At 43.9% G+C, this 23915-nt stretch carries 25 protein-coding genes and 1 other RNA gene; 7 read left to right on the forward strand and 19 right to left on the reverse strand.

The genetic code is table 11. The annotated features are described in order from the left end of the window. Positions 1–222: 222 nt before the first annotated feature. The 3 genes from arcB to mtgA all read left to right on the forward strand — a co-directional run bounded on the left by arcB (position 223) and on the right by mtgA (position 4180). Positions 223–2568, forward strand: a complete 2346-nt coding sequence (gene arcB, locus PR799_RS10865) for an aerobic respiration two-component sensor histidine kinase ArcB (protein WP_272522036.1) — start codon at positions 223–225, stop codon at positions 2566–2568. A gap of 230 nt (positions 2569–2798) precedes the next feature. Beyond that, entirely contained in the window at positions 2799–3449 is a 651-nt protein-coding gene (elbB, locus tag PR799_RS10870; protein WP_154627733.1) for an isoprenoid biosynthesis glyoxalase ElbB, read from the forward strand. A gap of 8 nt (positions 3450–3457) precedes the next feature. Next, positions 3458–4180 carry a monofunctional biosynthetic peptidoglycan transglycosylase gene (mtgA, locus tag PR799_RS10875; RefSeq protein WP_272522037.1) on the forward strand — a complete coding sequence of 241 codons (723 nt, stop codon included), beginning with the start codon at positions 3458–3460 and terminating at the stop codon, positions 4178–4180. A 63-nt stretch (positions 4181–4243) separates the two neighbouring features. On the opposite strand, the gene dolP is transcribed toward mtgA, so the two are convergent. Genes dolP through PR799_RS10895 form a run of 4 tightly spaced genes read right to left on the reverse strand, consistent with a single transcriptional unit; the run spans position 4244 to position 7534 of the window. Then, positions 4244–4819, reverse strand: coding sequence for a division/outer membrane stress-associated lipid-binding lipoprotein (gene dolP / locus PR799_RS10880; RefSeq protein WP_036956134.1), 576 nt, complete (start codon positions 4817–4819; stop codon positions 4244–4246). Positions 4820–4828: 9 nt separating this feature from the next. Further along, positions 4829–5419, reverse strand: a complete 591-nt coding sequence (gene diaA / locus PR799_RS10885) for a DnaA initiator-associating protein DiaA (RefSeq protein ID WP_006659121.1) — start codon at positions 5417–5419, stop codon at positions 4829–4831. Further along, complete coding sequence (locus PR799_RS10890; RefSeq protein ID WP_154603437.1) at positions 5420–5806, reverse strand: YraN family protein; 387 nt, start codon at positions 5804–5806, stop codon at positions 5420–5422. It abuts the gene before it with no gap. Between the two features lie 48 nt (positions 5807–5854). Then, entirely contained in the window at positions 5855–7534 is a 1680-nt protein-coding gene (locus PR799_RS10895) for a penicillin-binding protein activator (protein ID WP_272522038.1), read from the reverse strand. A 61-nt stretch (positions 7535–7595) separates the two neighbouring features. Between PR799_RS10895 and rsmI the strand changes: the two genes are divergently transcribed. From rsmI to PR799_RS10910, 3 genes are all read left to right on the forward strand, one after another. Further along, entirely contained in the window at positions 7596–8468 is an 873-nt protein-coding gene (gene rsmI / locus PR799_RS10900) for a 16S rRNA (cytidine(1402)-2'-O)-methyltransferase (RefSeq protein ID WP_036956141.1), read from the forward strand. Positions 8469–8551: 83 nt separating this feature from the next. Next, positions 8552–8925: RNase P RNA component class A (gene rnpB, locus PR799_RS10905), an RNA gene on the forward strand. A gap of 469 nt (positions 8926–9394) precedes the next feature. Beyond that, entirely contained in the window at positions 9395–10465 is a 1071-nt protein-coding gene (locus PR799_RS10910) for a 4Fe-4S binding protein (RefSeq protein WP_272522039.1), read from the forward strand. Between the two features lie 133 nt (positions 10466–10598). Here PR799_RS10910 and dagF read toward each other — a convergent pair whose 3' ends face one another. The 10 genes from dagF to PR799_RS10960 form a co-directional block, all read right to left on the reverse strand. Continuing rightward, complete coding sequence (dagF, locus tag PR799_RS10915; protein ID WP_154627729.1) at positions 10599–11339, reverse strand: 2-dehydro-3-deoxy-phosphogluconate aldolase; 741 nt, start codon at positions 11337–11339, stop codon at positions 10599–10601. 1 nt (position 11340) lies between these two features. Next, on the reverse strand, positions 11341–12453 hold the full coding sequence (locus tag PR799_RS10920) for a DgaE family pyridoxal phosphate-dependent ammonia lyase (protein ID WP_272522040.1): 1113 nt from the start codon (positions 12451–12453) through the stop codon (positions 11341–11343). Further along, positions 12437–13576 carry an amidohydrolase/deacetylase family metallohydrolase gene (locus PR799_RS10925; RefSeq protein WP_154627727.1) on the reverse strand — a complete coding sequence of 380 codons (1140 nt, stop codon included), beginning with the start codon at positions 13574–13576 and terminating at the stop codon, positions 12437–12439. Before PR799_RS10925 ends, PR799_RS10920 begins: the two co-directional genes overlap by 17 nt. 165 nt (positions 13577–13741) lie before the next feature. Beyond that, positions 13742–14392, reverse strand: a complete 651-nt coding sequence (locus PR799_RS10930; RefSeq protein WP_154627726.1) for a DUF4310 family protein — start codon at positions 14390–14392, stop codon at positions 13742–13744. 2 nt (positions 14393–14394) lie between these two features. After that, entirely contained in the window at positions 14395–15186 is a 792-nt protein-coding gene (locus PR799_RS10935) for a DUF4311 domain-containing protein (RefSeq protein WP_004258184.1), read from the reverse strand. 26 nt (positions 15187–15212) lie between these two features. After that, on the reverse strand, positions 15213–15509 hold the full coding sequence (locus tag PR799_RS10940) for a DUF4312 family protein (protein WP_006659132.1): 297 nt from the start codon (positions 15507–15509) through the stop codon (positions 15213–15215). Beyond that, positions 15509–15874, reverse strand: coding sequence for an SFCGS family glycine-rich protein (locus tag PR799_RS10945; RefSeq protein ID WP_036956157.1), 366 nt, complete (start codon positions 15872–15874; stop codon positions 15509–15511). The genes PR799_RS10940 and PR799_RS10945 overlap by 1 nt, the downstream gene beginning before the upstream one ends. Positions 15875–15918: 44 nt before the next feature. Continuing rightward, positions 15919–16257 carry a transcriptional antiterminator gene (locus tag PR799_RS10950; RefSeq protein ID WP_154603428.1) on the reverse strand — a complete coding sequence of 113 codons (339 nt, stop codon included), beginning with the start codon at positions 16255–16257 and terminating at the stop codon, positions 15919–15921. Positions 16258–16739: 482 nt separating this feature from the next. Continuing rightward, positions 16740–18677, reverse strand: coding sequence for a BglG family transcription antiterminator (locus PR799_RS10955; protein WP_272522041.1), 1938 nt, complete (start codon positions 18675–18677; stop codon positions 16740–16742). A gap of 188 nt (positions 18678–18865) precedes the next feature. Next, entirely contained in the window at positions 18866–19573 is a 708-nt protein-coding gene (locus PR799_RS10960) for a pirin family protein (protein ID WP_154627723.1), read from the reverse strand. Between the two features lie 122 nt (positions 19574–19695). Between PR799_RS10960 and PR799_RS10965 the strand changes: the two genes are divergently transcribed. Then, entirely contained in the window at positions 19696–20589 is an 894-nt protein-coding gene (locus PR799_RS10965) for a LysR family transcriptional regulator (protein ID WP_272522042.1), read from the forward strand. A gap of 350 nt (positions 20590–20939) precedes the next feature. On the opposite strand, the gene PR799_RS10970 is transcribed toward PR799_RS10965, so the two are convergent. The 5 genes from PR799_RS10970 to PR799_RS10990 form a co-directional block, all read right to left on the reverse strand. Continuing rightward, positions 20940–21335 (reverse strand): DoxX family protein, encoded by a 396-nt coding sequence (locus PR799_RS10970; RefSeq protein ID WP_006659138.1) that lies wholly within the window; start codon positions 21333–21335, stop codon positions 20940–20942. A 263-nt stretch (positions 21336–21598) separates the two neighbouring features. Continuing rightward, positions 21599–21901 (reverse strand): YqjK-like family protein, encoded by a 303-nt coding sequence (locus tag PR799_RS10975; protein ID WP_230086679.1) that lies wholly within the window; start codon positions 21899–21901, stop codon positions 21599–21601. Beyond that, positions 21888–22292, reverse strand: a complete 405-nt coding sequence (locus PR799_RS10980; protein ID WP_154603425.1) for a phage holin family protein — start codon at positions 22290–22292, stop codon at positions 21888–21890. Before PR799_RS10980 ends, PR799_RS10975 begins: the two co-directional genes overlap by 14 nt. Positions 22293–22301: 9 nt before the next feature. Continuing rightward, entirely contained in the window at positions 22302–22607 is a 306-nt protein-coding gene (locus PR799_RS10985; RefSeq protein WP_154603424.1) for a DUF883 family protein, read from the reverse strand. A 200-nt stretch (positions 22608–22807) separates the two neighbouring features. Then, a complete protein-coding gene (locus tag PR799_RS10990; RefSeq protein WP_154603423.1) occupies positions 22808–23467 on the reverse strand; it encodes a DedA family protein in 660 nt (219 codons plus the stop codon). Positions 23468–23915 lie beyond the last annotated feature (448 nt).

Below are 23915 nucleotides of genomic sequence, written 5' to 3' on the forward strand. Positions count from 1 at the left end.
CACCTTTCCAGCCAAATTCTTTTACGGGAATGATATAAATTAAAGTTTACTTTGATAGCATTGATATAAATAGTGATTATCGTAATAAAGTTACTAATACGCGGGTGAATATCCCATTGTGACCGACGATTTAATGAGCAGGATCGATATTTCGTATGAAACCCCATCCGAAACAGCCCTGTTTGATATATGATTCAGTGAGAATTTAACTAAGGGGTGGTTATGAAAGTACTTCGCGGTCTTGCACAATACTATGTTGACCTGATGATGAAGCTAGGCTTAGTGCGTTTCTCTTTGCTTCTCGCGTCAGCGTTAGTTGTGCTTGCCATGATAATGCAAATGGCGGTAGCGATTTTTCTTCGAGGACAAGTCGACAGCCTCGATATGGTCGGTTCAATTTTCTTTGGCTTAATTATTACGCCATTAGCTGTTTATTTTCTTTCGGTGGTGGTAGAACAATTAGAAGAATCTCGCCAGCGTTTAACGCGCATGGTTGATAAGCTCGAAGTGATGCGAAAGCGTGATGCGGAACTGAATACTCAGCTTCAAGGCAATATTGAGCAACTTAACTTAGAAATTTTAGAGCGTGAAAAAGCCGAAAGTGCCCATCTTGAGTTGTTAGAGCAACTCAAACAAGAAATGAAATACCGAGAACAGACTCAAATTGAGTTCGAACAGCAATCTGTTTTACTGCGTTCATTCCTCGATGCCTCCCCTGACCTTGTTTATTATCGTAATGAAAACAATGAGTTTTCTGGTTGTAACCGTGCAATGGAGCTGCTCACTGGTAAGAGTGAAAAACAGCTAGTCGGTTTAACGCCACTGGACATTTATGATGAAGAAATTGCCGCAAAAGTAATGGAAACGGACGAGAAAGTTTTCAGACACAATGTGGCATTAACCTATGAGCAGTGGCTAGTTTACCCTGATGGGAGAAAAGCCTGTTTTGAGCTGCGAAAAGTGCCATTTTATGATCGAGTAGGGAAACGCCACGGGCTAATGGGGTTCGGGCGTGATATTACCGAGCGTAAGCGCTATCAGGAGGCGTTAGAGAACGCCAGTAGAGAGAAGACCACCTTTATCTCTACTATCAGCCACGAGCTTCGTACGCCGCTTAATGGCATTGTGGGGCTTAGCCGCATTTTACTGGATACCAAGCTTACCAAAGAACAATCGAGCTATTTAAAAACCATTCACGTCAGTGCCGTCACCTTAGGTAATATTTTTAATGATGTGATTGAAATGGACAAAATCGAGCGTCGCAAAGTCCAATTGGATAACCAACCTGTGACATTGCCTGAATTTGTGAACGATTTAGAAAACTTAAGCGGGCTACTGGTTCAGCCGAAAGGCTTGAAGTTTGTTATGGATGTCGCACACGGTTTACCGAAAACTATTCTGACGGACGGTACGCGTTTACGCCAAATTCTATGGAACTTAATCGGCAATGCGGTGAAATTCACTCAAAAAGGTGAAGTTAAATTGAGCATCTGGCGTGAAGCGGATGACAAGCTATTTTTCCAAGTCAAAGATAGCGGCATCGGTATTCCGAAAGATGAATTAGATAAAATCTTTGCTATGTATTATCAAGTTCGCGATTCTGCCGGTGGACGTCCTGCAACGGGAACGGGGATTGGGCTTTCTGTATCCCGTAGGTTAGCACAAAGTATGGGTGGCGATATTCGCGTGGAAAGCGATATTGGGCATGGTTCAACATTTACATTGTCGATTATAGCCCCTGAGGTTGAGGCTGAAATCGTAGAGCAGCAACAGCATGAAGATGATTATCCATTACCAGCGCTCCATATCTTACTAGTAGAAGATATTGAACTAAATGTGGTTGTGGCGTGTTCTGTGCTAGAAAACCTTGGCAACACGGTTGATGTCGCAATGACAGGTAAGGACGCGTTAGAGATGTTCGCACCTGGGGAATATGACTTAGTTCTACTGGATATCCAACTTCCTGATATGACGGGGTTAGATATCTCTAAACAGCTTAAACAACAGTATGATAAAGATGATTTACCACCATTAATCGCCTTGACCGCGAATGTCCTCAAAGATAAGAAAGAGTACTTTGATGCGGGAATGGACGGTGTTCTGAGCAAACCATTATCGGTTCCTGCGCTCACTCAAGTGATTGAGCAATTCTGGGGCGAGAATGCATCTTCAAATGACAAACATGAGGAGCAAGTGGATATGGCAGAAGTTGATGAGTCAATTTTAGATTGTGAAATGTTAGAGCAATACATTGAATTAGTTGGACCAAAACTAATTTATGACGGTTTAGAAGTATTTGAAAAAATGCTACCGGGTTATTTAGCGATTCTTGATTCCAATATGGTGGCTAAAGATCAAAAGGGCATTGTTGAGGAAGCTCACAAAATTAAAGGTGCCGCGGGTTCAGTGGGACTGAAAAATTTACAGAAACTCGCTCAGCAGATCCAATCCCCTGAATTACCAGCATGGTGGGACAATGTGCAAGAGTGGGTTGATGAGTTAAAACAGGATTGGAAATCAGATATAGAAACATTAAGAAACTGGGTGGATGGCCGCACAAAAAAATAACCCCAACCTAAGTTGGGGTGCGCGAATACTGCGCCAACACCAGGGAAATCATTGATTCGCTTATAATTTTTATCTTAGGCGAATCATTAAAATGCATTTGTCACGACTCAGACGTTATCAAGATACCAAAATTTATCGAACCTGTTACAAGATTCATTAAAATCTGTGATGAAGATTGATGTTTGTCTGCTTTCGCTCTGGGGAGTAATTTACTACAAAAGGACGAAGATATGAAATCAATTGCGGTAATTTTAAGTGGCTGTGGTGTTTTTGATGGAAGCGAGATCCATGAATCAGTATTAACTATGCTTGCTTTAAGTAAAAATAACGCAGAAGTTCACTTTTATGCACCAGATGAATATCAAGCTACTGTAATTAATCATGTTAATGGTGAGTTAAAAACAGAAAAGCGTAACCAAATGGAAGAATCTGCACGTATTTCTCGTGGAAAAATAGCGCCTTTGTCATCAGCAGATGCCTCTAAGCTAGATGCCCTTATAATTCCTGGTGGTTTTGGTGTGGCAAAAAATTTATGCGATTTTGCGGTGAAAGGAAGCGAATGTGAAATTAATAAACAACTATTAAGTTTAGTACAGGCAATGCACCATCAGAAAAAGCCGCTAGGGCTGATGTGTATTGCTCCTGTCATGTTACCGAAGATGTTAAATACATCAGTGAAATTGACGATTGGCAATGATACTGAAACGATTGCCCAAATTGAAAAGATGGGTGGGCAGCATGTTGTTTGCACGGTTGATAACATTGTGGTTGATGAATATAACAAAGTTGTTACAACACCTGCTTATATGCTGGCTCAATCCATTGCTGAGGCAAATATAGGTATCAATAAGCTGGTTGAGAAAGTATTAGAAATGGCGTAATTAACTCAATGCAAAAGTTTGTTTCTCGCTTGTGGTATTGGTTAAAGAAGATCACACTTTCATTACTTGCCCTCTGGCTAGTGTCGGTTGTGATCTTCAAATTTATCCCTGTTCCCTTTTCTGCAGTGATGGTCGAAAGGCAGCTCTTCGCATGGATAAACTTTAATTTTTCTTATGTTTCTCATTCGACTTGGGTGAGTGAAAAACAGATTTCTCCTTATCTTTATCTCGCTGTCATTGCTTCTGAAGATCAAAATTTTCCTCATCATTGGGGATTTGATCTTGATGCAATTGAGCGAGCATATAAACATAATTCGAGTAATAAACAGACAGTTAGAGGGGCTTCAACAATCTCTCAGCAAACGGTAAAAAACCTATGGTTATGGGATGGAAGAAGCTGGGTAAGAAAAGGGCTTGAGACAGCAATGACACCAGTTATGGAGTTGATGTGGTCAAAAACTCGGATCATTACTGTTTATCTTAATATTGCAGAGTTTGGTGAGGGGGTTTTTGGTGTTGAAGAAGCTGCAAATAAATTCTTTAACAAGCCTGCCAGCAAGCTTTCTCGACAGGAAGCTGCACTTTTAGCGGCTGTTTTGCCTAATCCTCATCGATTCCATGTGAAAAATCCATCTTCATATGTTTTGAAAAGGCAGGCGTGGATACTTAATCAGATGAGCTTGTTAGGAGATAGGAATTATCTGAAAAATAACGGTATAGGTGAGGAATAAGAAAAAAGCCATGAATTTGACTTCATGGCTTGGCTCTTTGTAACAATAGGTTACTAATTATAATCAATTGAGATAAGTAAATGCCGTCGTTACGCGACGAACGCCATCCGTTTCACTGGCAATTTTTGCAGCCGCAGCACCTTCTTGCTGAGTAAGGACTCCTAATAAGAAGACTTCACCATTCTCAGTAATAACTTTAACGCTGCCGGACTTCACTTCGTCACTGGCTAAAATCTTAGATTTTACTTTGGTGGTTAACCAAGTGTCTTTTGACGCGGTACCTAAATCAACGGGCTGACCTTGTCGAACCTCGTTATACACTTTTTCTGTACCATCGACGTTACTGGCGATTTGTTTGGCTTTATCTGCCCATGACATATCGGGAGATTGTCCAGTTAACAAGACATTACCTTTATACGCCGTTGCAATAATACGGGCTTTGCTGGTGATATCTTTGTCTTTGTTAAGTTGACCACTGACTCGGGCTTCTAATGTGCCATCATCAACTTGTTGACCAACAGAACGAGGGTCTGTAGCGCTTTTGGTGGCTACTGCGGCAGTACCCACAACGGCTGCACCAATACAGCCTTGTAAAAGAACAGCGCTAAACACTATGGCAAAAATCGGAAGTAATCGCATTTTGTCTCCTTAGTCGTTCTGATGAGGAAAGAGCGTGTTATCGATAAGGTCACACAGACAATTCACTGTGAGTAAGTGTACCTCTTGAATTCTGACACTATGCTGGGATGGAATGCGAATTTCAACATCCTGTGGTCCTAAAAGACCCGCTAACTCACCACCATCATAGCCAGTAAGTGCGACAATAGTCATATCGCGCGTTACTGCAGCTTCTACGGCTTTAATAATATCGGCACTGTTACCGTGGGTTGAGATAGCCATTAATACATCACCATGCTGGCCCAGCGCTCGAACTTGTTTTGCATAAATTTCAGTTGGTTGCTTACTTCCTGAAATCGCGGTGAGCACGGTATTATCCGTATTTAGCGCGAGAGCCGGTAAGCTTGGGCGCTCGGTTTCAAAACGGTGGATCATGCTCGCCGCAAAACGCTGTGCTGTTGCTGCGGATGCGCCATTGCCACAACACAAAATTTTATTACCATTAAGCAGTGACTGCACCATCATCATAGCAGCACGAGAAATTGCATCGGGCAGGGCTTCTGCTGCGGCAATTTGAGTTTGGATGCTTTCAGTAAAGCAAACTTTTATTCTATCTAGCACTTACTTATATTCCTGTTCACTAAGATTAAATGCGTTTTGAATCCACTGAAATTGCTTGCCGGTGATTGCACAGATATCAAAGCGGCAGGGTGTTGTTTCAAAACTTTCTTGTCGTTGAGCAAGCCAATATTGTGCGGTGGACAATATTTTTCTGCGTTTGTGCCAGTTTACTGATAAAAGTGCGTCTCCGTAATCACTATTCTTGCGAAAACGAACCTCTACGAATACCCAGCCTGATTTATCTCGCATGATCAAATCGATTTCTCCCGCACGATTTCGAACATTGCGTGCGACAAAAGCGAGCCCTTGCTGCTTTAAATAGGAGAGCGCTTGGTTTTCGTAATATCGACCAGTCAACCATTTTAATGATTTTTTAACGGTTTTCATGACATCCTTGTCTGAAAAATAGGCAGCAATATAGCGGCCTTGTTTAATTTATTGCGCAGGCTTTACTTGCCCTTGCTTGAATTGCAGCCACGGCAATTCACGATAGATAACACAGTTATCATGCACACTTAGCGTACCGGATGCACCGTTAACACGGAATTGGTCACTATGTTGCTGCAAGTTATCGTAGTTATTCGCCAGTGACCATGCATCAATACCCATCGCATACAGGCGGAACAGTGAATAATCGTTATTCACTTTGCCTTGAGCTTGTTTACGTAGGTTGTTGTTTGCACCAGCAAGTAATGGAACTTCACTGAATTTCACGCCTTCCATTTCGAAACGATAATCGGCATTTGAGCTCCCTTGGTTACTGCGCGAACTGGCATATAAAGCAGGGCGTTGACGGGAACTGATTGCCATATCAATCATCGGTTTGACGAGGGTTAATTCATCGCGTGTTGCGACGATATAAACCGCATCAACACCGCCACTGGTTGGAGCCATCCCTTGGGTATCGATACTGATCGGGGTACCCGTCATGCGGATCCCTTGACCACGGTTGATTGATTCTTTTAAAGATGCAGTAGAACCAAATGTTTGCATCAGTGCAGTGCCACCGCCTTTTGCTTGCCACTCTTCGGCAAACGCTTTTGCGATGCGATCACCAAATGGGGATGCAGGCACTAACACTAACGGCATCTGCTTACCGTCTAATTTCATTTGGTTAGCGGCATTTTTCGCTTCATCTTCAGGAGATAAAGAGAAATAACATAAATTTGCACGCGGCTGTAATTGATTAGCGTCTAATTCATTCAGTGCCAATACATTGACGGGCGCATTCATTTGAGCAATAGCTTGCACCTCTGATTTCAGTAGAGGCCCAACAATTAAGTTATACCCTTCAGAAGAGGCTTGAGCGACTAATTGAGGGATCGCTTTGCCTTGGGTATCAAAGACTTTAACGCTTTGGGTATTGGTTGGCGTTGCATCAATGCGCACGCTGGATGAAGCCACTTCTGCATTGGCATTTTCATTAACCGTTGCAGCCACTTCTTGATAAATCTGGTCTAGTACATCATTACCGGAGCTTTGTGGCGCAGTTGGTGCCGCGGCAGCTTGGGATGCAGGGCCTAAAGGTAAACCTTTTTGTGCATCAAGGAAGCCTTGCATGATGGCTTGGCCAAAGACTTGACCTTGCCCGCTCATCGGTAAAAATAACGCAATACGTGGGTTCGTACCGACTTTGGTAACGGTTCCTTGAACTAATGCGCTTGGCAGGTTTTTGGCTCCCGGATTATGTGGGTAGCGGGTTTTCCAGTCTTCAATACCGGTACGTAGTGCCTCTGGGTCATCTTTATTATTTTGGTAGATATCCAGAAGGTCGACCCAGCCCAGTAGAATATTTTCGTCAGCTTCGATTCCTTGAATCTGTTCTGGCTTCATCTGTGTTAACATCTGCCACAGAGAATCAATATTCGCTTGATGTTGTGCAGGATCGGTTAGCAGAGGTTCTTGGCTGATAAAAGCACGCAGGACATCCATTGATGGTTTGCCTTGAGCGGCATCGATAACGGACTGGTAATGGCTGGCATCAGAAACGCTAGGCTGCTGGGTGGTTGTCGAGGTTGTCGATGATTCAATTTGGCACCCTGTTAATGCCAACGTGGACAACATCGCAGTGCAGATTAATCTTTTTTTCAAATGCAAAAAAATTGAAGGACGCATACTGTATCCAATGGTGTATTTTTCAATTGCTTAATTTTAAACCGGCTATTCGGATGAAACAATGAATCAACCTAATCAAGCAGTGGTTATGGCATCTACGCTGTACATCGTGCCAACCCCAATTGGTAACATGGGAGATATCACGCAACGCGCGTTAGATGTGCTTAAACATGTTGACCTAATTGCTGCGGAAGACACAAGGCACTCAGGCATTCTCTTACAGAATTTTGCCATCAATGCGCGCATGTTTGCGCTACATGATCATAACGAGCAGCAAAAAGCAGATCAATTAATTAGCAAGCTTCAACAAGGGGATAGTATCGCATTAGTCTCGGATGCAGGTACACCTTTAATTAATGATCCTGGTTATCACTTAGTCAATCGCTGCCGTGAAGCAGGGATCCGCGTTGTCCCATTACCGGGTGCTTGTGCGGCCATCACCGCCTTGTCAGCCGCAGGTTTACCTTCAGACCGTTTTTGTTATGAAGGCTTCTTACCCGCAAAAACTAAGGGACGCAAAGATGTGTTGCAATCCTTAGAACAAGAGACTCGAACACTGATTTTTTATGAATCTACTCATCGCTTGTTAGACAGTTTAGCAGACATGGTGGAAGTGTGGGGACCTGAGCGTCGTGTGGTTTTAGCCCGTGAATTGACCAAAACTTGGGAGTCGATTGAAGGGCGCCCAGTCGGTGAATTACTCGAATGGGTAAAAGAAGATGAAAACCGTCATCGCGGTGAAATGGTACTCATTGTGGAAGGGTATAAGCCACAAACCGATGAATCGGCGATTACGCCAGATGTTATTCGTACGTTGGGTCTACTGCAAAAAGAGTTACCACCTAAAAAAGCGGCTGCGATCACTGCAGAAATTTATGGCCTGAAGAAAAACCAGCTCTACAAATTAATGCTAGACCAGCAAGACGGCGAGTGATTTTTGTCCAAGTGCCGGTTTTGACGTAATTTGCCTGTCATTGAGTCTGTACAAGCTAGTGTAAAGTGCCTATAATTCGCCGCGGAGTTGGTCAGACAACCGCTGCTTTATCGTAGTCCCTTCGGGAGACGGGTAGAGGGGAGGAAAGTCCGGGCTCCATAGGGCAGGGTGCCAGATAACGTCTGGGAGGCGCGAGCCTACGACAAGTGCAACAGAGAGCAAACCGCCGATGGCCTGTTTACAGGATCAGGTAAGGGTGAAAGGGTGCGGTAAGAGCGCACCGCGCGACTGGCAACAGTTCGTGGCATGGTAAACTCCACCCGGAGCAAGACCAAATAGGGGTTCATATGGTGCGGCCCGCATTGAACTCGGGTAGGTTGCTGGAGCCAGTGCGCAAGTGCTGGCCTAGATGAATGGTTGTCCACGACAGAACCCGGCTTACCGACCAACTCCACAGATAAATAGAAAAGGTCTATAGCGTTCGCTATAGGCCTTTTTTATTACTCGTCATATTTCGGCCTGTAGGGGTGTTGGCTACTCTCAGCTACCCTAGTCACATACTTGTGTATGCTCCTAGGGATATCCTCGTTTGCCGCCTACCTACAAGCCGAACTATTTAGAGCTGTTTTTTTCGTCATATTTAGTGGTGTAACGGCGTTAGCTTCATTCAGCCACACGGGTCACATACTTATGTATGCTCCCCGCGTTGTCTTCATTTTGCTGCCTTGTTACTACACTAACTATTTAGAAAAAATCTGAGTTTATTATCTTTCATTGACTACCTTCTACCTTCCATTTACTTATCTTCCTATCAACACGCCATATCCACCGTCAACATCGCAAGCCAGTGATGCAAATCAATACGAGTGCTGGGGACTTACATACAATAATGGTATTTAAAATGCATGTTAAAGAGATAGGCGGACATGGCAAAGAAACCCTCAGTACGATACCCACGTCGTCCGGGAACCGTTGGCGGAAAACTCCCTTGGAATGATTGGCGTAACGCCTCAACATGGCGGAAAGTCGTGCAAATCACGCTCTTGGCGATCAACATTTATATCGGCATTACCTTCTATTACTGGGTACGCTATTACGAAACTGGCGGTGCGACGCTCTATCTTCCGCGTCCAGGAGGCATCGAAGGCTGGCTGCCTATTGCGGGGTTAATGAACTTAAAGTACGCCATTGAAACGGGTGGATTGCCTCCTATTCATGCCGCAGCAATGTTTCTCTTAGCTTCCTTTATTATCATCAGTTTATTACTGAAAAAATCCTTTTGCTCATGGCTATGCCCGATAGGCACAATATCGGAATACATCGGGAAAATAGGACAGAAACTTTTTCGTTTTCAAATCAACGTACCTAAATGGCTCGATATCCCCTTAAGAGGACTGAAATACCTACTATTAGCCTTCTTCCTCTATATCTCGTTATCCATGTCGGCGCAAATGATCCAATACTTTATGATGTCGCCTTATGGGATCATCATCGATGTCAAAATGCTGGATTTCTTTCGCTATATTAGTAGCGCCTCACTCATCACGGTTTCTGTTCTTGTTGTCGCTAGCCTATTTATTCGTAACGCGTGGTGTCGTTATCTCTGCCCTTATGGCGCATTGCTGGGAATATTCTCTCTATTTTCGCCGGTTAAAATTCGCCGAAATGTAGAAAGCTGCATTGATTGCGGAAAATGTGCCAAAAATTGCCCGTCACGTATTCCTGTTGATCAATTAATCAACGTCAGAACGGTAGAATGCACGGGTTGCATGACGTGCGTCGAATCTTGCCCAGTGGCATCAACATTGGCTTTCTCATTACAAACGCCGATCAAAAAACGCCAAATTCCCTTATCGGGAATGATGATGGCCATTTTGACCCTAGGTATTTTATTCGCCACTATCGCGGTTGCGGCTTACTTAGGCGTTTGGGATAGCCCTGTACCGGATAACTACTGGTTTCACATCATACCGAATGCCAAAGGAATAGGTCATTGATTTAAAGTTAAAAACTAAAAATGCCCCACGGCACAAAAGTGAGTGGGGCATTGGCTGCTTCATCATGGTTATGATGGTAAGTACTTTAATATCTCGCTAATATTTATTTTCTTATGTGCAGCTTATTGCCACATCAATTTACCGCGTTTTTGACCATGTTTAGCAATTGGCGGACATCCTCTGGGCGGGTATCACCAGTAGTTTTGTCGATAATAGAACTGTAAATATGCGGGATGATTTTCTTCACACCAGCGTCGAGGGCGACTTGCAGGATCTCGGCGAAATTTTCTAAATCAATACCACCCGTAGGCTCTAAAGAAAAATCAAACTTCGCGCAAGCTTCTGCGATAGCTTTGTATTCCTCAATATACTTCAACCCCTGCATATTAAAGAACTTCACTGAATCTGCGCCCATATCTTTGAGCATCATAATGGCGGTTTCAATCGGCACAATGCCATCTGGTGCTTGAGCGCTTAATGGACCTGTTGAGATTTTCACCATACCCACGGTGCCTGTTGGGGAAATTAACGCATTGACGAACGTTTCATTCTGACCCAGTAGCGCACGGCTAATCGGTGCACCTGTAAATACTTGATTCACATGCTGTGGTTGAACTTCTTTTGAAATCAGAGACACCATGGTGGACTGCTTAGGGTCGCCAGCACCTAAACCGACAGATAACGCATTGTGTACTTCCTTGGCGTACACCTTCATATCCGCAATGGCACTTTCAAGATCAGGATAATTTTTGGATAACACCCCTACCACCACAAAACTCTCCGCCGCGGCATAAATCTCTTTTGCGTTTTGATGGCTCCCCGCTAGGACGTTCAGGCACACACGGTCATGGTAAAAATTTGGTGACAACTTCATGTTAAATTCCTTCTACTAGCGTACGAATTTGCTGCGAAATGACGTCAAGTTGCTCGGTACTGACGCTGCGAATGTCGGCCTCAACCTTACCTTCATTGGCTTTGTACTCACGAAAATAAATCGCGGTATTGCCTTGCTTCAGCTCATCCATGATTTGGTAGGTGGTTTTACCAAGCGCTTTTTCATCGAAACTGATCTCGGCTCTGGCGATATCACGCCCAGCGGCATCCCAAACAATACGGGCTGAAATACCGGCTATCGCATTTAAATCTTTAAGGAATTTATCCATACGGCTAACCATCTGTGCCCCAGTTTCTTTGGTGGCGGTAAGGTACTGCTCGATAGCCAGTGTTAAGCCCAAAATACCTTCTTTACCAACTTTCATCGCACGGCCAATGCCTTGAGATTGGCGTTTAACCCATTCAACATACTGTTTTTTACCAACAACCAAGCCGCTGGTCGGCCCTTCAATCGCTTTGGCACCACTGTAAATCACAAGGTCGCCCCCCGCTTGGTAGTAGGCAGTTAAATCTTCTTCCGCGGCCGCATCCACGATCAACGGAAGCTGGTGGGCATGCGCGATTTTGGCGGCTTCCGCCACAGTTAACATGCTCTTTTGTACGGTATGGTGGGATTTGATGTACAAAATGGCAGCGGTTTGCGAGGTGATTTTTGCTGCTAACTGCGCAGCGCTACATTCATTCGCAAAACCGGCTTCAACCACTTTACCGCCACCTAACGTGACCATCGTGTCCACGGGGGCGCCAAAGTTCACGTTATGCCCTTTTGGCAAAATAATTTCACGAGGAACGGATTTGCTGGAGGAGTGCAAGTTAAGCAGCAAATCCTCATCATCTTGTACAATCACTGCCGCCACCGCTTGAGCAATACCTGCAGAGGCACAGGAAACCACAACCGCAGCTTCAACATTGAGCAGTTGAGCGATGTACTCCCCGGTTTTGTTTACTAAGTCTTTAATTTCAAAATAATGGTTCAACCCATACGTTACGCGCTCGATCACTTCAGGCGTTGGGGTAGAAACGCCTAAGATGGTCATACGACCGGAGGCATTAATAACGTGTTTTAACTGATATTTTTCATAGATTGATTGCATGTTCAGATTCGCCTTGTGCAGGAATAATGTGCTTTCCACCAACGATGGCAGCAACAGGAACAAAACGATGGGTACCGATGCGATGCTCGCCGTCGGCATCCGTCAGCTCGGTTGCCTCTTCTTTGAGGTCAAATAGCGTGATGTCAGCATCAAAGCCCGGTCTTAAATAACCTTTAGCAGGAAGCGACAGTAAATCTGCGGCTTTCTCAGTGACACAGCGTAAAATTTGTTCGGCGCTAAAGCCCATGCATAGGAATTTCGTCATCACGAATGCAAGGCTATAAACAGGGCCATTCACACGGTTACGGTGATAGATGTCTGAGCTGATAATGTCTGGATAGGTGCCAATTCGCATGGCTTGCTCTGCGACTTTGAAGCTAAAGCTTTCACCGCCGTGACCCACATCGAGGATCACACCACGGGCGAGGGCGCGGGCAATAGACGGTTTTAGGTATCCATCATCCCCTAAAATTTTATTTGGTTTGCCATTAAAGCAGTGGGTAATGATGTCCCCACGGGTGAGTAAGTCAGCGACTTCATCAATATTAGGCGGGTTATTTCCAATGTGTACCATTAATGGAAGATGGTGCTTTTTCTGCATTTCTTTGGCTTTAACCAAAGGCGCAATACCATTCTCACCAACTACACTTTTGCTCATACGCGCTTTCATGCCCACCACAAAGCTGGGATGGCGCTCAAGTGCGGCTTGAAAACTCGCATCGTCGATATTGTCCATGTTGGACAGCTCATTCTGAGCAATAATGCCAATGCGCGAAATATTCAGCAGAGAGAAGACATTAGTTTTGGATTGAGTGGTTAGCCGATAAAACCTGTCAATATCATCAGCACCCACACTACCCGCATCAACCAGTGAAGTGACACCGCCAGCGGCACCAGCGAGATCTGGTTCATCGAAGTAAATCGGCGACTCGGCAAAACAGTGGGCGTGAGAATCAATCCATCCAGCGCTAACATACAGCTTTCCTTCAAGATTAATGATTTTCTCAGCTTGCTGATTGTGGGAAAGCTCAGGACCCGCTGCTTCGATTTTTCCATCTTTGATTAGGATATCGATAATTGAACCATCGATACGCTTGGCGTGTTTGATTATTAGTGAGTACATAATATCCCTCTGTCATACTCGTCATACTTCAAACCGCAGTGTTGTTGGCTGCTCTTTCGCTACCCTAGTCACATACTTATGTATGCTCCTAGGGATATCGTCGCTTGCCGCCTAGCTGCAGCTTGAATTATTTAGAGTATGCTCAAGTGTTTGTTCTAAATGCTATTAAACTGCGAGTGGGAAGAAATACCCAAATAACATTGCGCCTAAGATAGCGCCACCGGCGACTGGTTTTTGCCATACATAGAAAATCAGTGAACCAATCAGTGCGCCAATACCAATCGGAATAGACGCGGCCATTGCGGCAAGGATAATCAATGGACCCAAAAAACGACCTGACGTGTTACCTGCGCCCATCATGACGTCTGCACCAAACGTTGAGTTCGCTTGTGCAATGGTAAACTTACGGGCGAACACGATAATTAAGCCGATAAGCACACCAAGGAATAAACCTGTGATCAGGGATATCCAGAAGTTAGTGACTAAAATATCCCAGCCAGCGGCTAAAAATAGGGCGGGAACCCCTAAGCCAATACCGGTTTGTAGTGCACCACCGATATCCAAAATCCCCACTAATGACCCTTCGATAATCCGCGCAAACAGGAAGCTTGCACCGAAGGCGGCGACGGCACCGTAAACCCCTGTATCTAGCCCTGCGCGTAACATCGCGACGAATGCCACTTCGTTAAATGCGCCGAACCCGTACACGACGTACATATGGGTACCCGCGAAGATCCCTGCAGATAACAGACCAACAAAGATAGGGAAAGACCATTCCGCGTACCAAAAGTCTTGTTTATTAATTTCAGTTGTCATGATTATTTCCCGCTCAGCAGTCCGTGGACATATTCAAGCCACAGTGGTTTGTCTAAGTTGAAAGAGGTGATCATCTTCAGGTCAAACTCGCGGAAGAAGCCACTGAGAACGAACAGCAGAACAACGGTGATCATCATGGTACGAGTGATACGGTTCCAGCCATTGTCATCCACGCCTTTACCAATCAAGATCCCTAACACTAAACCTGGGATAGCGTTACCCATGATTAATTGGGCGCAACCACCAAATAAGGTTGCCCAGAAACCGGAACGACGACCTGCGTCCATCGCGGCTAACCAGAAAATCACGGGCATCACGGTGTTAACCAGTAAGTTAGCCGCCGGAACCAGTACGTTGATCGCGGTGGTTTGTAGCGCGGCGGGTACTGCGGACGCCGTGGTATTTAAGAAGGCGACCACCAATGCCCCGATAATGGCACAGGCAATCGCCATTTTTTTCGGGTTATGCAGGGTATCTGCCACACTACGGTTTTTAGTTAATAGAGCAGCGGCACCCCAGTTAGGGATGATGCGGTGATCAACGTCTTGGGTGAAGGCACCCGCAGCGACCGATGATGCCCATGCGTTGAAGAAGAATCCTAAGCCGAATGAGAAGTGTGATGCAGGGTCGCCCTCACACGCGTTTAACTCACCAAGGGTACGGAATGCGCCCATACCTTGAACGGTTGGCGCGTGGAACATACGTGCCGCCCCTGCGCCTAAACCAAAGCCGCAGAGACCGCCGATAATGAGGGACATGCCCAATATTTCTAAGAAAGATGCAGTTTCACTCATGGAATTTACTCCAGACCTGATTGCTTTTATTGTTCTGTAAATGGAATTTCGTTGACAGAAAGTAAGGTAACATCCAGCGAAACGTCGAGAACAACTCGGAAATGTTCACGTTTGCGTGGCAAAAAGAGAAAAAGAAACTTTTCTGTCCGCGAATGAGAGTGAGCACTAACAACCTCAACATCCTTGGGTTCTATCCGCAGAATGATGTCGGTACTGTTCTTAAGTACGGTTTTTTGAATCGAATTTAAGGCGTCAGCAATCGCTTTTTGCTTTGTGTCGCCTTGCCCTGTCACCCGTACAGTCGTTTCGATAGATTTTTTCATTAAGCGTTGCCGTATTTTTTATTAAAAGCTTTAACTAAGCGCTCGCCTAACTCTTCCTTGTCCATAAAACCGAAACCTAAAACATTGCAACCTTCAGCAATGGCGGTTTCTCCCTCTTCAATCGAACGCATCCCATAACGCGCTTTGTAGCCATATTTGGTTTGAGCTGTAATGGCGCCTGCACCACCGCTACCACAGAATGAAATGCCAAGATCAGCTTGTTCTTGGTTCATCACATCCCCCAGTTTCATGTCAGCAGCGACACCGGGAACAACGATGGCTTTTCCGCCGGCAGCTTCAACGCCCGCAGCCACTTTTTGCCCTTTACCTAAACGATCGCCGATAACAATAACTATCTGTTTCATAAAATATTCTCCAAGACCGAATGCTAAAAATAAGGTGCTAAAAATTAATCATTAGAACGGGCAACTTCAAAGTGAACTGAGAGCAAATAAGTCTCTTCTGGCGCAAGCCCTGGCAAGGTATCGACAACGCGTTGCGCTAATGCAATGGAGTGATCCGAGATTTCATCAAATAAACTGATATCCACTTCCGGTAAGGCTTCACCGGTTTTGGCTCGAGCGACCATGGCACGTAGATGAGACTCCAGCATTTGTTGCTGTACATCCGTGGTGTAGCAACCCTCCAGTTTGAGCCAGTCAGTAATCACTGCTAGCAGTTCTTGTGTGACCTGATGGATATCAAGATCGTCTTCTAACATTTTGAAAACTACAACTGATTCATTCATAACTGTTTAAAATCCAAGGTAATATTTCAAATCAAATCACTTTTTTCTTCATGACTAATACCTTAATCGCTTCTTGAATAATTTTGCAGACAGGGAATTTCCAGTTCAAAGTGGAAATATTTTGGAAGTGAAACTGGAAGGGTGGCGATTAATTTTCGCTCTAAGAGGAAGTTAACTGGAAAAACTAACACATTCAGAGGGTGAATTGGGATGATTGGATAATGAGTAATATAATAAATTTATTATATTTCAATTTATTAAAGATATTTTTGGGATAGTGGAAATAGCTCTTAGGTTAATAAATAAAAGTGGAAATGAATTTGTGGAAATCTATATAGAGTGGAAATCTTCACTTCCACTTACGTTGGTTTACGCATGAAGTGGACAATTTGGACTAAAAATCATTTGGTGGAGTTGTGGTTAGGATCACGTAAATAGTTCCCACCTCCCTTTTTCCACAAGGAGGTGGAAGTAAAAGGAAACTACAAAATTCGCGCGAGACTATCTTTGGCGATAGCTTGGAACTCATTGAAATTTTTGACATTCACAAGACGGCGGGTGGTTTTCTCTTTGACGAAGGTGACAAACAAATCATAAATCGCCATCGCTTCTTCATAGTCAGTTTTGCTGATTGCCAATAAGAAAATCACATAGGCGTTCTCTTTGGTCTCTTTGTTCCACTCGATGCCTTGCGGGGCAAGGATAGTGGTCACGATGGTTTTATTGGCAAGTAACCCTAAAGAGTGAGGAAGGGCGATCCCTTCGCCCAGCAATGTCGAGACAATCGATTCCCGTTCTTGCAATGAAGGATAAAAATCTGCGGTGACATAGCCTTCTAATTGCAGTTTCTGGCAGACAGTTTTGAACAGCGTCTCTTGGCTAATTTTTTCATTGATAACCATAAAGAAACGTTCATCGAAGAAGCGTTCAATAATATAGGGACGGGTCTGATCCACCATCGCTAAGCGACCCACTTGTTCGAGCTGGTAGGGGGTTGGAAAGGGTGCAATTTTAATAACGGGTTTATTTTTCTCTGAGATCCGTACGGTGGTGATCACAAAGTCTTCTGCGACTTCATCCAACGATTCATACTCTTGCAGCGTTAGCCCCCGGCTAAATTTGAGCTGCGGAAATTCACGCATAATTTTGGATTCCACCACGCGAAAGGTGGAGTTACCCGCATCCGTGACCACTAACACTTCCGTCTGGCGTGCGGAACCTGCCCCATAATTTCGTTCAAGGCTAACCCCAATGTGCACCGCTAAGTAACCCAGTTCATCTTCATTAATGGGATGTGGAAGCAGCTGCTTACTGGCACTGGTTAAGGCGCTTAACGTGACATCATAAGCAAATGGATAATACTGTTTAATGTCTGAAAGCAGCGGGTTTGGGGTGGAAATATGGTATTGAAGGCGAGTCATTAAGGCTGAAAGATGGGTATTCAGATCTTTCTTTAGCTTTTCATCATTCCGCAAATCATAGTTATACAACTCGTTGATATAATTTAAGATATATTCAGATAACTCATTGTGATGATGATGTTTTTGTGTTGATGCATGCTGGTTACTAATACGCTGCGCGATGATTTGGTCGTGCAAAAAGCTCAATTCAGCTGCGGATAAATCATTACCAAGGAAGTAAATTAGCCCTTTAGAAATTTCATCACTGGCTTGAGTAATGATTTCTTCTAACTCTTCGTTGTTGACGCTGGCAGTGAGTTCATGGCCGCGGGTAATACGCAAAATGGTGACGGCGCAGTTAAATACAAGATAAAGATGGCCTTCATTGCTGATACGAATATCAAAGCGATTCAAACTGTTATGAACCACTTTATCGATATAGGTTAAATCGAGATTGTCCAGACTTTCCGGGGTGAATGTGGCGAGGTCGGGAGTGATTTGCTCGCTAAACTGCCGCCAGAGTGCTTCAGTCATACAAGCACGAATAGCCCACTCACTACCATTTAAGCGGATCCCTTGATGGGGGATGCTCTCCAATTGCACTTGATAGCGATGAAGATGCTCACGAACGGCTCCCATATCTTGCTGAATGGTACTGCGGCTAACAAACCACTCTTCGGCAATATCATCGAGCTTGACAGGTAGGGACAGCATTAGCAGCTTGAGTAATAGGGCATCAATACGCTCTTTGCTGGTGCGTGGGATTTGGCTGTTTTTATCATTAAGTTTGGTAAATGTAGAAAAAACTTCATCATTTTCGATTTTTAATCGATACCCCCGCCCGCGTTCATACATAATATGAGCGCTATGATCTTTGATTAATTCGTTGATTTCATTGATATCTGAACGAATAGTGCGGGTGGAAACGGAAAACTGTTTCGCTAATTCATCTTGAGGGACAACCTCATTGAGGATCCGAGAGAAAATTTGATTGTGTCGCTGCAAAATGAATAAAGCCACAAGAACCCCTTTAAAATCAAAAAATAAAGTTCGGAGTTAAAAACTGATGGTTTTTTAACTGTCTTATGGCTGGACTCTAACACAGTGGTATCAGGATAGCGGAAATAGAAATGATGAAATTTGCGAATCTATTCGCAAATTTTGCGCGATCTACGGATTAAATTCACTTTTTCCGCCCCTGAATAGAATTAAAACGATTCACCTAAATCAATTAACAAACCTCTAAATGCTCGGTCGCTGGTGAGCGTTAGGGAATTTTCATCTTGGATAAATAAGCCATCGTTACAGCTCATTGATAAAGATTGTGATTCTTTTCCGCTAACCTGTAAACCACCATGAATGGATTGCAGGTAGGCATTTTTACCTCGTAATACGAGGGCTTTCGACTCATTAGGCTCAAGATAAATCTGGCTTATCCAAATTTTTTGGCGAAGTTGTAGGCTATTATTGTCCCCATCGGGTGACGCGATAAGCTTGTTATCTTTCTCCGCTAATGCCAACTTTTGGGGAGGCATAGATTCCTGTTGTGGGCACGCATTTAGCCACAACTGAAGCCGTGTTAATGGCGTTGTCTCACTGATATTGTGTTCACTGTAGCTCAGGTCAGGACGAGGTGAAAAACTGACGCATTCCCCTGCTTTTGCACTGACGGTATTACCTACGTTATCGCGGTATTCAGCTTGACCTTGCAGGATGATGTTCACAATATCAACATGAGGATAAACTCTTGGTTGAAAAGCATTATCTGGCGCAAGCACTTCTTGATTTAGCACTTTTAGGGTTTTAAAGCCCATTAAGTCTGGATCAAAATAGTGACCAAACGAAAAAGTATAGCGTGCCTGTAACCAACCGTAGTCTGCTTTCCCACAATGGTTAACTGATCTTAATTTCATCATAATGGTTAACCCTCACTCAAAATATATAGCTAGTAATATATTGTTATAATAAATATCTGGACGTTGAATTGTTAGCCAGTTAATCTGTTTCCATCATTCAAATTTCCTGAAAGAGATACATCATGAGCAAAGAGAGAGCATTAACACTTGAGTCGTTAAGGGTGATGGATGCAATCGATAGGCGTGGCAGCTTCGCGGCAGCGGCGGAAGAGCTGGGTCGCGTTCCTTCGGCATTGAGCTATACCATGCAGAAGTTAGAAGAAGAACTTGATGTTATTTTGTTTGACCGTTCAGGACATCGAACTAAATTTACCAATGTGGGGCGCATGCTGTTAGAGCGTGGGCGGGTGTTACTTGAAGCCGCCGATAAACTCACCTCGGATGCGGAGGCGCTGGCTAAAGGTTGGGAAACTCACCTGACGATTGTGTGTGAAGCGCTGGTTCCGGCAGAGTCTTTATTCCCGCTGGTGGATAAACTGGCTGAGAAATCCGACACCCAACTCTCTTTAATTACTGAGGTGCTAGCAGGGGCATGGGAGCGACTCGAATCCGGGCGTGCGGATATTGTTATCGCACCAGATATGCATTTCCGTTCATCCTCTGAAATTAACTCCAAAGTGCTGTATACCCTGAACCATATTTATGTGGCAAGCCCAAACCATCCTATTCACCAAGAGCCCGAGCCGCTTTCTGAAACCACACGCGTGAAATACCGAGGTATTGCGGTGGCAGATACTGCCCGTGAGCGCCCAGTGATCACCGTGCAACTGCTGGATAAGCAGCAAAGATTGACGGTATCGAGCATCGAAGATAAGCGCAAGGCGCTGATTGCAGGGCTAGGAGTGGCGACAATGCCATATCCGCTGGTGGAGCAAGATATTAAGGAAGGGCGCCTGCGAGTGGTGGGGGCGGAGTTTAGTCATGAGTCGAATATGATTATGGCGTGGCGACGCGATAGCATGGGAGAGGCAAAGTCGTGGTGTCTCCGAGAAATTCCCAAATTATTTAGAGGGTGATCTCGTCATACTTTAAGTTGTAGCTGTGTTGGTTGATCTCGTCATACTTTGCATTGTAGGGGTGTTGGTTGCTCTCGGCTACTCGAGTCACATACTTGTGTATGCTCCCCGAGATATCCTCGTTGACCGCCTACCTACAAGACAAATTATTTAGAGATCACTCGTAACCTATTCTTTAATTCTTTTTTAAAGCGAAAAGCGAAAATAAAAAGAAAGCAACGATAAAAGCAAAAAAAAAGCACCTCGGACAAGAGGTGCAAAGGCATTTAACTTATGGAAAAGGATGTTGACTTGAGGGTACTGTTGACTCCCTGCCTATAGGTCGCTATAGGCGAGGAGGTTGGAGCTCATTACCATTTTTTATTTAATAAATGGTCGATACTGAATTTGCCTGGGCCAGTCACTGCTAACAGAATGTAGCCGCCTGCAATGGTCATATTTTTCATAAACATCAAGCTGTTTGGCTCAACGCTGAAGTTCGTGTGGAAAAGCATCGCAGTTAAGAATGTGAACACTGCAGTGAAAATTGCGGTTGTACGTGTTAACAGACCGAATAACACCGCCAGACCACCACCTAACTCAAGTAAAATTGTCAGTGGTAGTAAAAAGCCTGGGACGCCCATTGCTTGCATATATTGCTGAGTGCCTTCATATGCCCCGCCTAATTTGCCGTAACCTGCAACGATGAACAGAACTGGCATCATAATACGTGCTAATAAAATAGCTCCACTTTCTAAATTTTTCATTGAGTCTCTCCAGATAATACGGTCATTAAATATAAATAAAGTGCGATATCTATCGCGTTATAAGCTAAGTTTCAGCACGAAAAGGCTAGAAATCTTGGATGTGCGTATCTTATTACTTAGCTCATTCAATAAAAAGCTAAGCTTATTAACAAAGATAGACAAAAAAATTGAATGTGTATAATTGGGTGCGAAAAAAAGTGCCAAAGGGCACTTTTATCTATCATATTGACAAATAATGATTATTTTTATCTTAAGGAGATGGGTTATTTCTGACTTGAACTGTTTAAGCTGCTTCTTAGGGTACGAATAAGTCCCCAAGTTGCAATGGCTTTCTTGCTCAGTGAAATAAATCGATTGGGGTGTTTTAAGGTAAAAATAGAGATAAGACCCGTCGCAGCGATAACAATTGGGCGAAAGGTCATCAGGGTTTGCCAAGCGCGGTCATAAGGCGCTGTGGCTTGTAGCCACTCTTTCTTACTGGCCGATAACTGGATGCGCTGCAGTTCAATATCAGAGACTAAGCGTGACTTTCTTTCTGCAAGTAACTGACGTTTACTTTTGCTCATCATCGGTTCCTGCCAGTGCTTTAGCGTCATTACGAAGTTGTTCACGGGTTGCGCTTAGTAGCGTGGACTGTTTCGCTTTTTTTAACGTCCAAATAGCAAAGATAATCGCGAGTAAAATCAGTGTTCCGGTCGTGATAGCGAAAGCTTGATAACGATAGACGGGATCCACAGACCAAAAAATAAGCCCGATAAGGCACATCAGACCAAATGCAGAAAATAGAAGAGTCAGCCCTGCAAGTAATAATAACTGAACAAGGTTGAGTTTCTCTTCTTCTAATTCTACTGCAATAAGTTGAATGCGGGTTTCAACCATATTAACGGTGATACCCGCAATTCTTTGCAGAGAATCTAGAACCCGCTTAGCGGGTCCTTGACGTGGCGACTGTTCCATAAGCGATGATTAGCGCTTGCTGAGCAGCATGCCTAAGACTACACCGACGGCTGCACCGATACCCACGCTTTTCCATGGATTTTCACGCACATAGCAATCTGCTTGGCCTGCAATTTCTTTGGTTTGCTCGGTGATTTTATCACTGGCTTGACCGAGTTTAGCTTTTGAAGAGGAGAGGGCTTCACGGGCTTTAGCCTTTAAGTTTTCGATCTCTTCTTTTGATTTATCTTGAGTACTATTCAGAATGGATTCGAGAGAGTCTGCGAGTGATTTAAGTTCAGCACGTAGATCTTCAGAAGAATGATTGGACGACATAGTAGAACCTCCTATCAATAGAAAAATAACGCAATACCTTAATAACGTATGACCTTAATAGCCTATGACATTAATAATAGTACAATAGCTTTTTTTAGCTTAAGTGCAATCACTAATTGGCATAGATTTCGAATTGAGATAGAGGAAAGCGGGAATTGCGATATATATCCCGCTGTTCGATTTGATTCAGTGACGGCTATTTATTTGCGGGCGAATTTTTTCTTGATGACAACACCAATGCTGCCGATCAGACCCAAAATTAATAACCCAACTGGAATAAGCATCAAGACATTCATAATTTGATGCTCATATTGCTGGAAAATAGGGCTTTTACCGAATCCATAGCCGATAGCGGTCAAAATTAGCACCCAAAGGAGCCCACTTAACCAGTTAAACAGTTGGAAACGCCCATTTTGCAAGCCCGCAAGCCCTGCGATGGTTGGTAGTAATGTTCTGACAAATGCAAGGAATCGACCAATCAGTAGCGCAGCTAAGCCGTGACGATGGAATAGCCCATAAGCACGCTGGTGATAGTGTTCAGGGAGGTGTGATAACCAGCCTTTGACAATTTTTGTATTACCTAGCCAGCGACCTTGGATATAACCCACCCAGCAACCAATACTGGCGCCCGCAGTTAAAATCACTAAGGTTAATGGGTAGCTAAGAGCACCTTTTGCGATGAGTACGCCAACAAGAATCAGTAAACTATCACCGGGTAAGAATGCAGCTGGGAGCACGCCGTTCTCCAATAATAGGATCATGAACAGCATAAAATAAATCGACCATATCAACGATGGGTTAGATAAGGTTTCGTAATCTTGGTGCCAAAGGGCGAAAAAAAGTTCTCTAACTAATTCCATTAATGTTTCCTAAACGGCAATCACAGCAACAAACATGTTGTTGAGCAGAAATGGATTAAGTAAATGCCGGAAGAAAACGGCTGTTTCTTCGGGCTGTTAGTGTAAAACCCGATCACTTTAACAAAACAGAAAATAACTAAACAGTAAATTTTAAGCTTATTTTGAGAATTCATTTAAATTGCGGCTGATTTTTACATTTTAGGTTCTTAACCACTGCCTTTCTAAAATAACAAAAAATGGGAATGGCGCTGAATAAGAGGATTTAATCTGACTATTTACCAGTTTATTTACGTTTAGGTAACGAAAAATAGCATGAACATATTGGTAGCTAATCATTGCTTTTTAAGATTAATTACCTTATTGTGTGCACATAGCAAAGGGGAGTAACTTCTTCTGTCGGATTATCGTCATTACGATGCACACAATTGCATCCGGTAACCGAGCACCA

It is taken from the genome of Providencia sp. PROV202 (assembly GCF_028479565.1).
GTDB lineage: Bacteria > Pseudomonadota > Gammaproteobacteria > Enterobacterales > Enterobacteriaceae > Providencia > Providencia zhijiangensis.

Bases quoted from the DNA above. Each gene is read 5' to 3' on its own strand.
- arcB (WP_272522036.1), top strand. From the start codon at position 223: ATGAAAGTACTTCGCGGTCTTGCACAATACTATGTTGACCTGATGATG.
- elbB (WP_154627733.1), top strand. From the start codon at position 2,799: ATGAAATCAATTGCGGTAATTTTAAGTGGCTGTGGTGTTTTTGATGGA.
- mtgA (WP_272522037.1), top strand. From the start codon at position 3,458: ATGCAAAAGTTTGTTTCTCGCTTGTGGTATTGGTTAAAGAAGATCACA.
- dolP (WP_036956134.1), bottom strand. From the start codon at position 4,819: ATGCGATTACTTCCGATTTTTGCCATAGTGTTTAGCGCTGTTCTTTTA.
- PR799_RS10890 (WP_154603437.1), bottom strand. From the start codon at position 5,806: ATGAAAACCGTTAAAAAATCATTAAAATGGTTGACTGGTCGATATTAC.
- PR799_RS10895 (WP_272522038.1), bottom strand. From the start codon at position 7,534: ATGCGTCCTTCAATTTTTTTGCATTTGAAAAAAAGATTAATCTGCACT.
- rsmI (WP_036956141.1), top strand. From the start codon at position 7,596: ATGAATCAACCTAATCAAGCAGTGGTTATGGCATCTACGCTGTACATC.
- PR799_RS10910 (WP_272522039.1), top strand. From the start codon at position 9,395: ATGGCAAAGAAACCCTCAGTACGATACCCACGTCGTCCGGGAACCGTT.
- dagF (WP_154627729.1), bottom strand. From the start codon at position 11,339: ATGAAGTTGTCACCAAATTTTTACCATGACCGTGTGTGCCTGAACGTC.
- PR799_RS10920 (WP_272522040.1), bottom strand. From the start codon at position 12,453: ATGCAATCAATCTATGAAAAATATCAGTTAAAACACGTTATTAATGCC.
- PR799_RS10925 (WP_154627727.1), bottom strand. From the start codon at position 13,576: ATGTACTCACTAATAATCAAACACGCCAAGCGTATCGATGGTTCAATT.
- PR799_RS10930 (WP_154627726.1), bottom strand. From the start codon at position 14,392: ATGACAACTGAAATTAATAAACAAGACTTTTGGTACGCGGAATGGTCT.
- PR799_RS10935 (WP_004258184.1), bottom strand. From the start codon at position 15,186: ATGAGTGAAACTGCATCTTTCTTAGAAATATTGGGCATGTCCCTCATT.
- PR799_RS10940 (WP_006659132.1), bottom strand. From the start codon at position 15,509: ATGAAAAAATCTATCGAAACGACTGTACGGGTGACAGGGCAAGGCGAC.
- PR799_RS10945 (WP_036956157.1), bottom strand. From the start codon at position 15,874: ATGAAACAGATAGTTATTGTTATCGGCGATCGTTTAGGTAAAGGGCAA.
- PR799_RS10950 (WP_154603428.1), bottom strand. From the start codon at position 16,257: ATGAATGAATCAGTTGTAGTTTTCAAAATGTTAGAAGACGATCTTGAT.
- PR799_RS10960 (WP_154627723.1), bottom strand. From the start codon at position 19,573: ATGATGAAATTAAGATCAGTTAACCATTGTGGGAAAGCAGACTACGGT.
- PR799_RS10965 (WP_272522042.1), top strand. From the start codon at position 19,696: ATGAGCAAAGAGAGAGCATTAACACTTGAGTCGTTAAGGGTGATGGAT.
- PR799_RS10970 (WP_006659138.1), bottom strand. From the start codon at position 21,335: ATGAAAAATTTAGAAAGTGGAGCTATTTTATTAGCACGTATTATGATG.
- PR799_RS10975 (WP_230086679.1), bottom strand. From the start codon at position 21,901: ATGAGCAAAAGTAAACGTCAGTTACTTGCAGAAAGAAAGTCACGCTTA.
- PR799_RS10980 (WP_154603425.1), bottom strand. From the start codon at position 22,292: ATGGAACAGTCGCCACGTCAAGGACCCGCTAAGCGGGTTCTAGATTCT.
- PR799_RS10985 (WP_154603424.1), bottom strand. From the start codon at position 22,607: ATGTCGTCCAATCATTCTTCTGAAGATCTACGTGCTGAACTTAAATCA.
- PR799_RS10990 (WP_154603423.1), bottom strand. From the start codon at position 23,467: ATGGAATTAGTTAGAGAACTTTTTTTCGCCCTTTGGCACCAAGATTAC.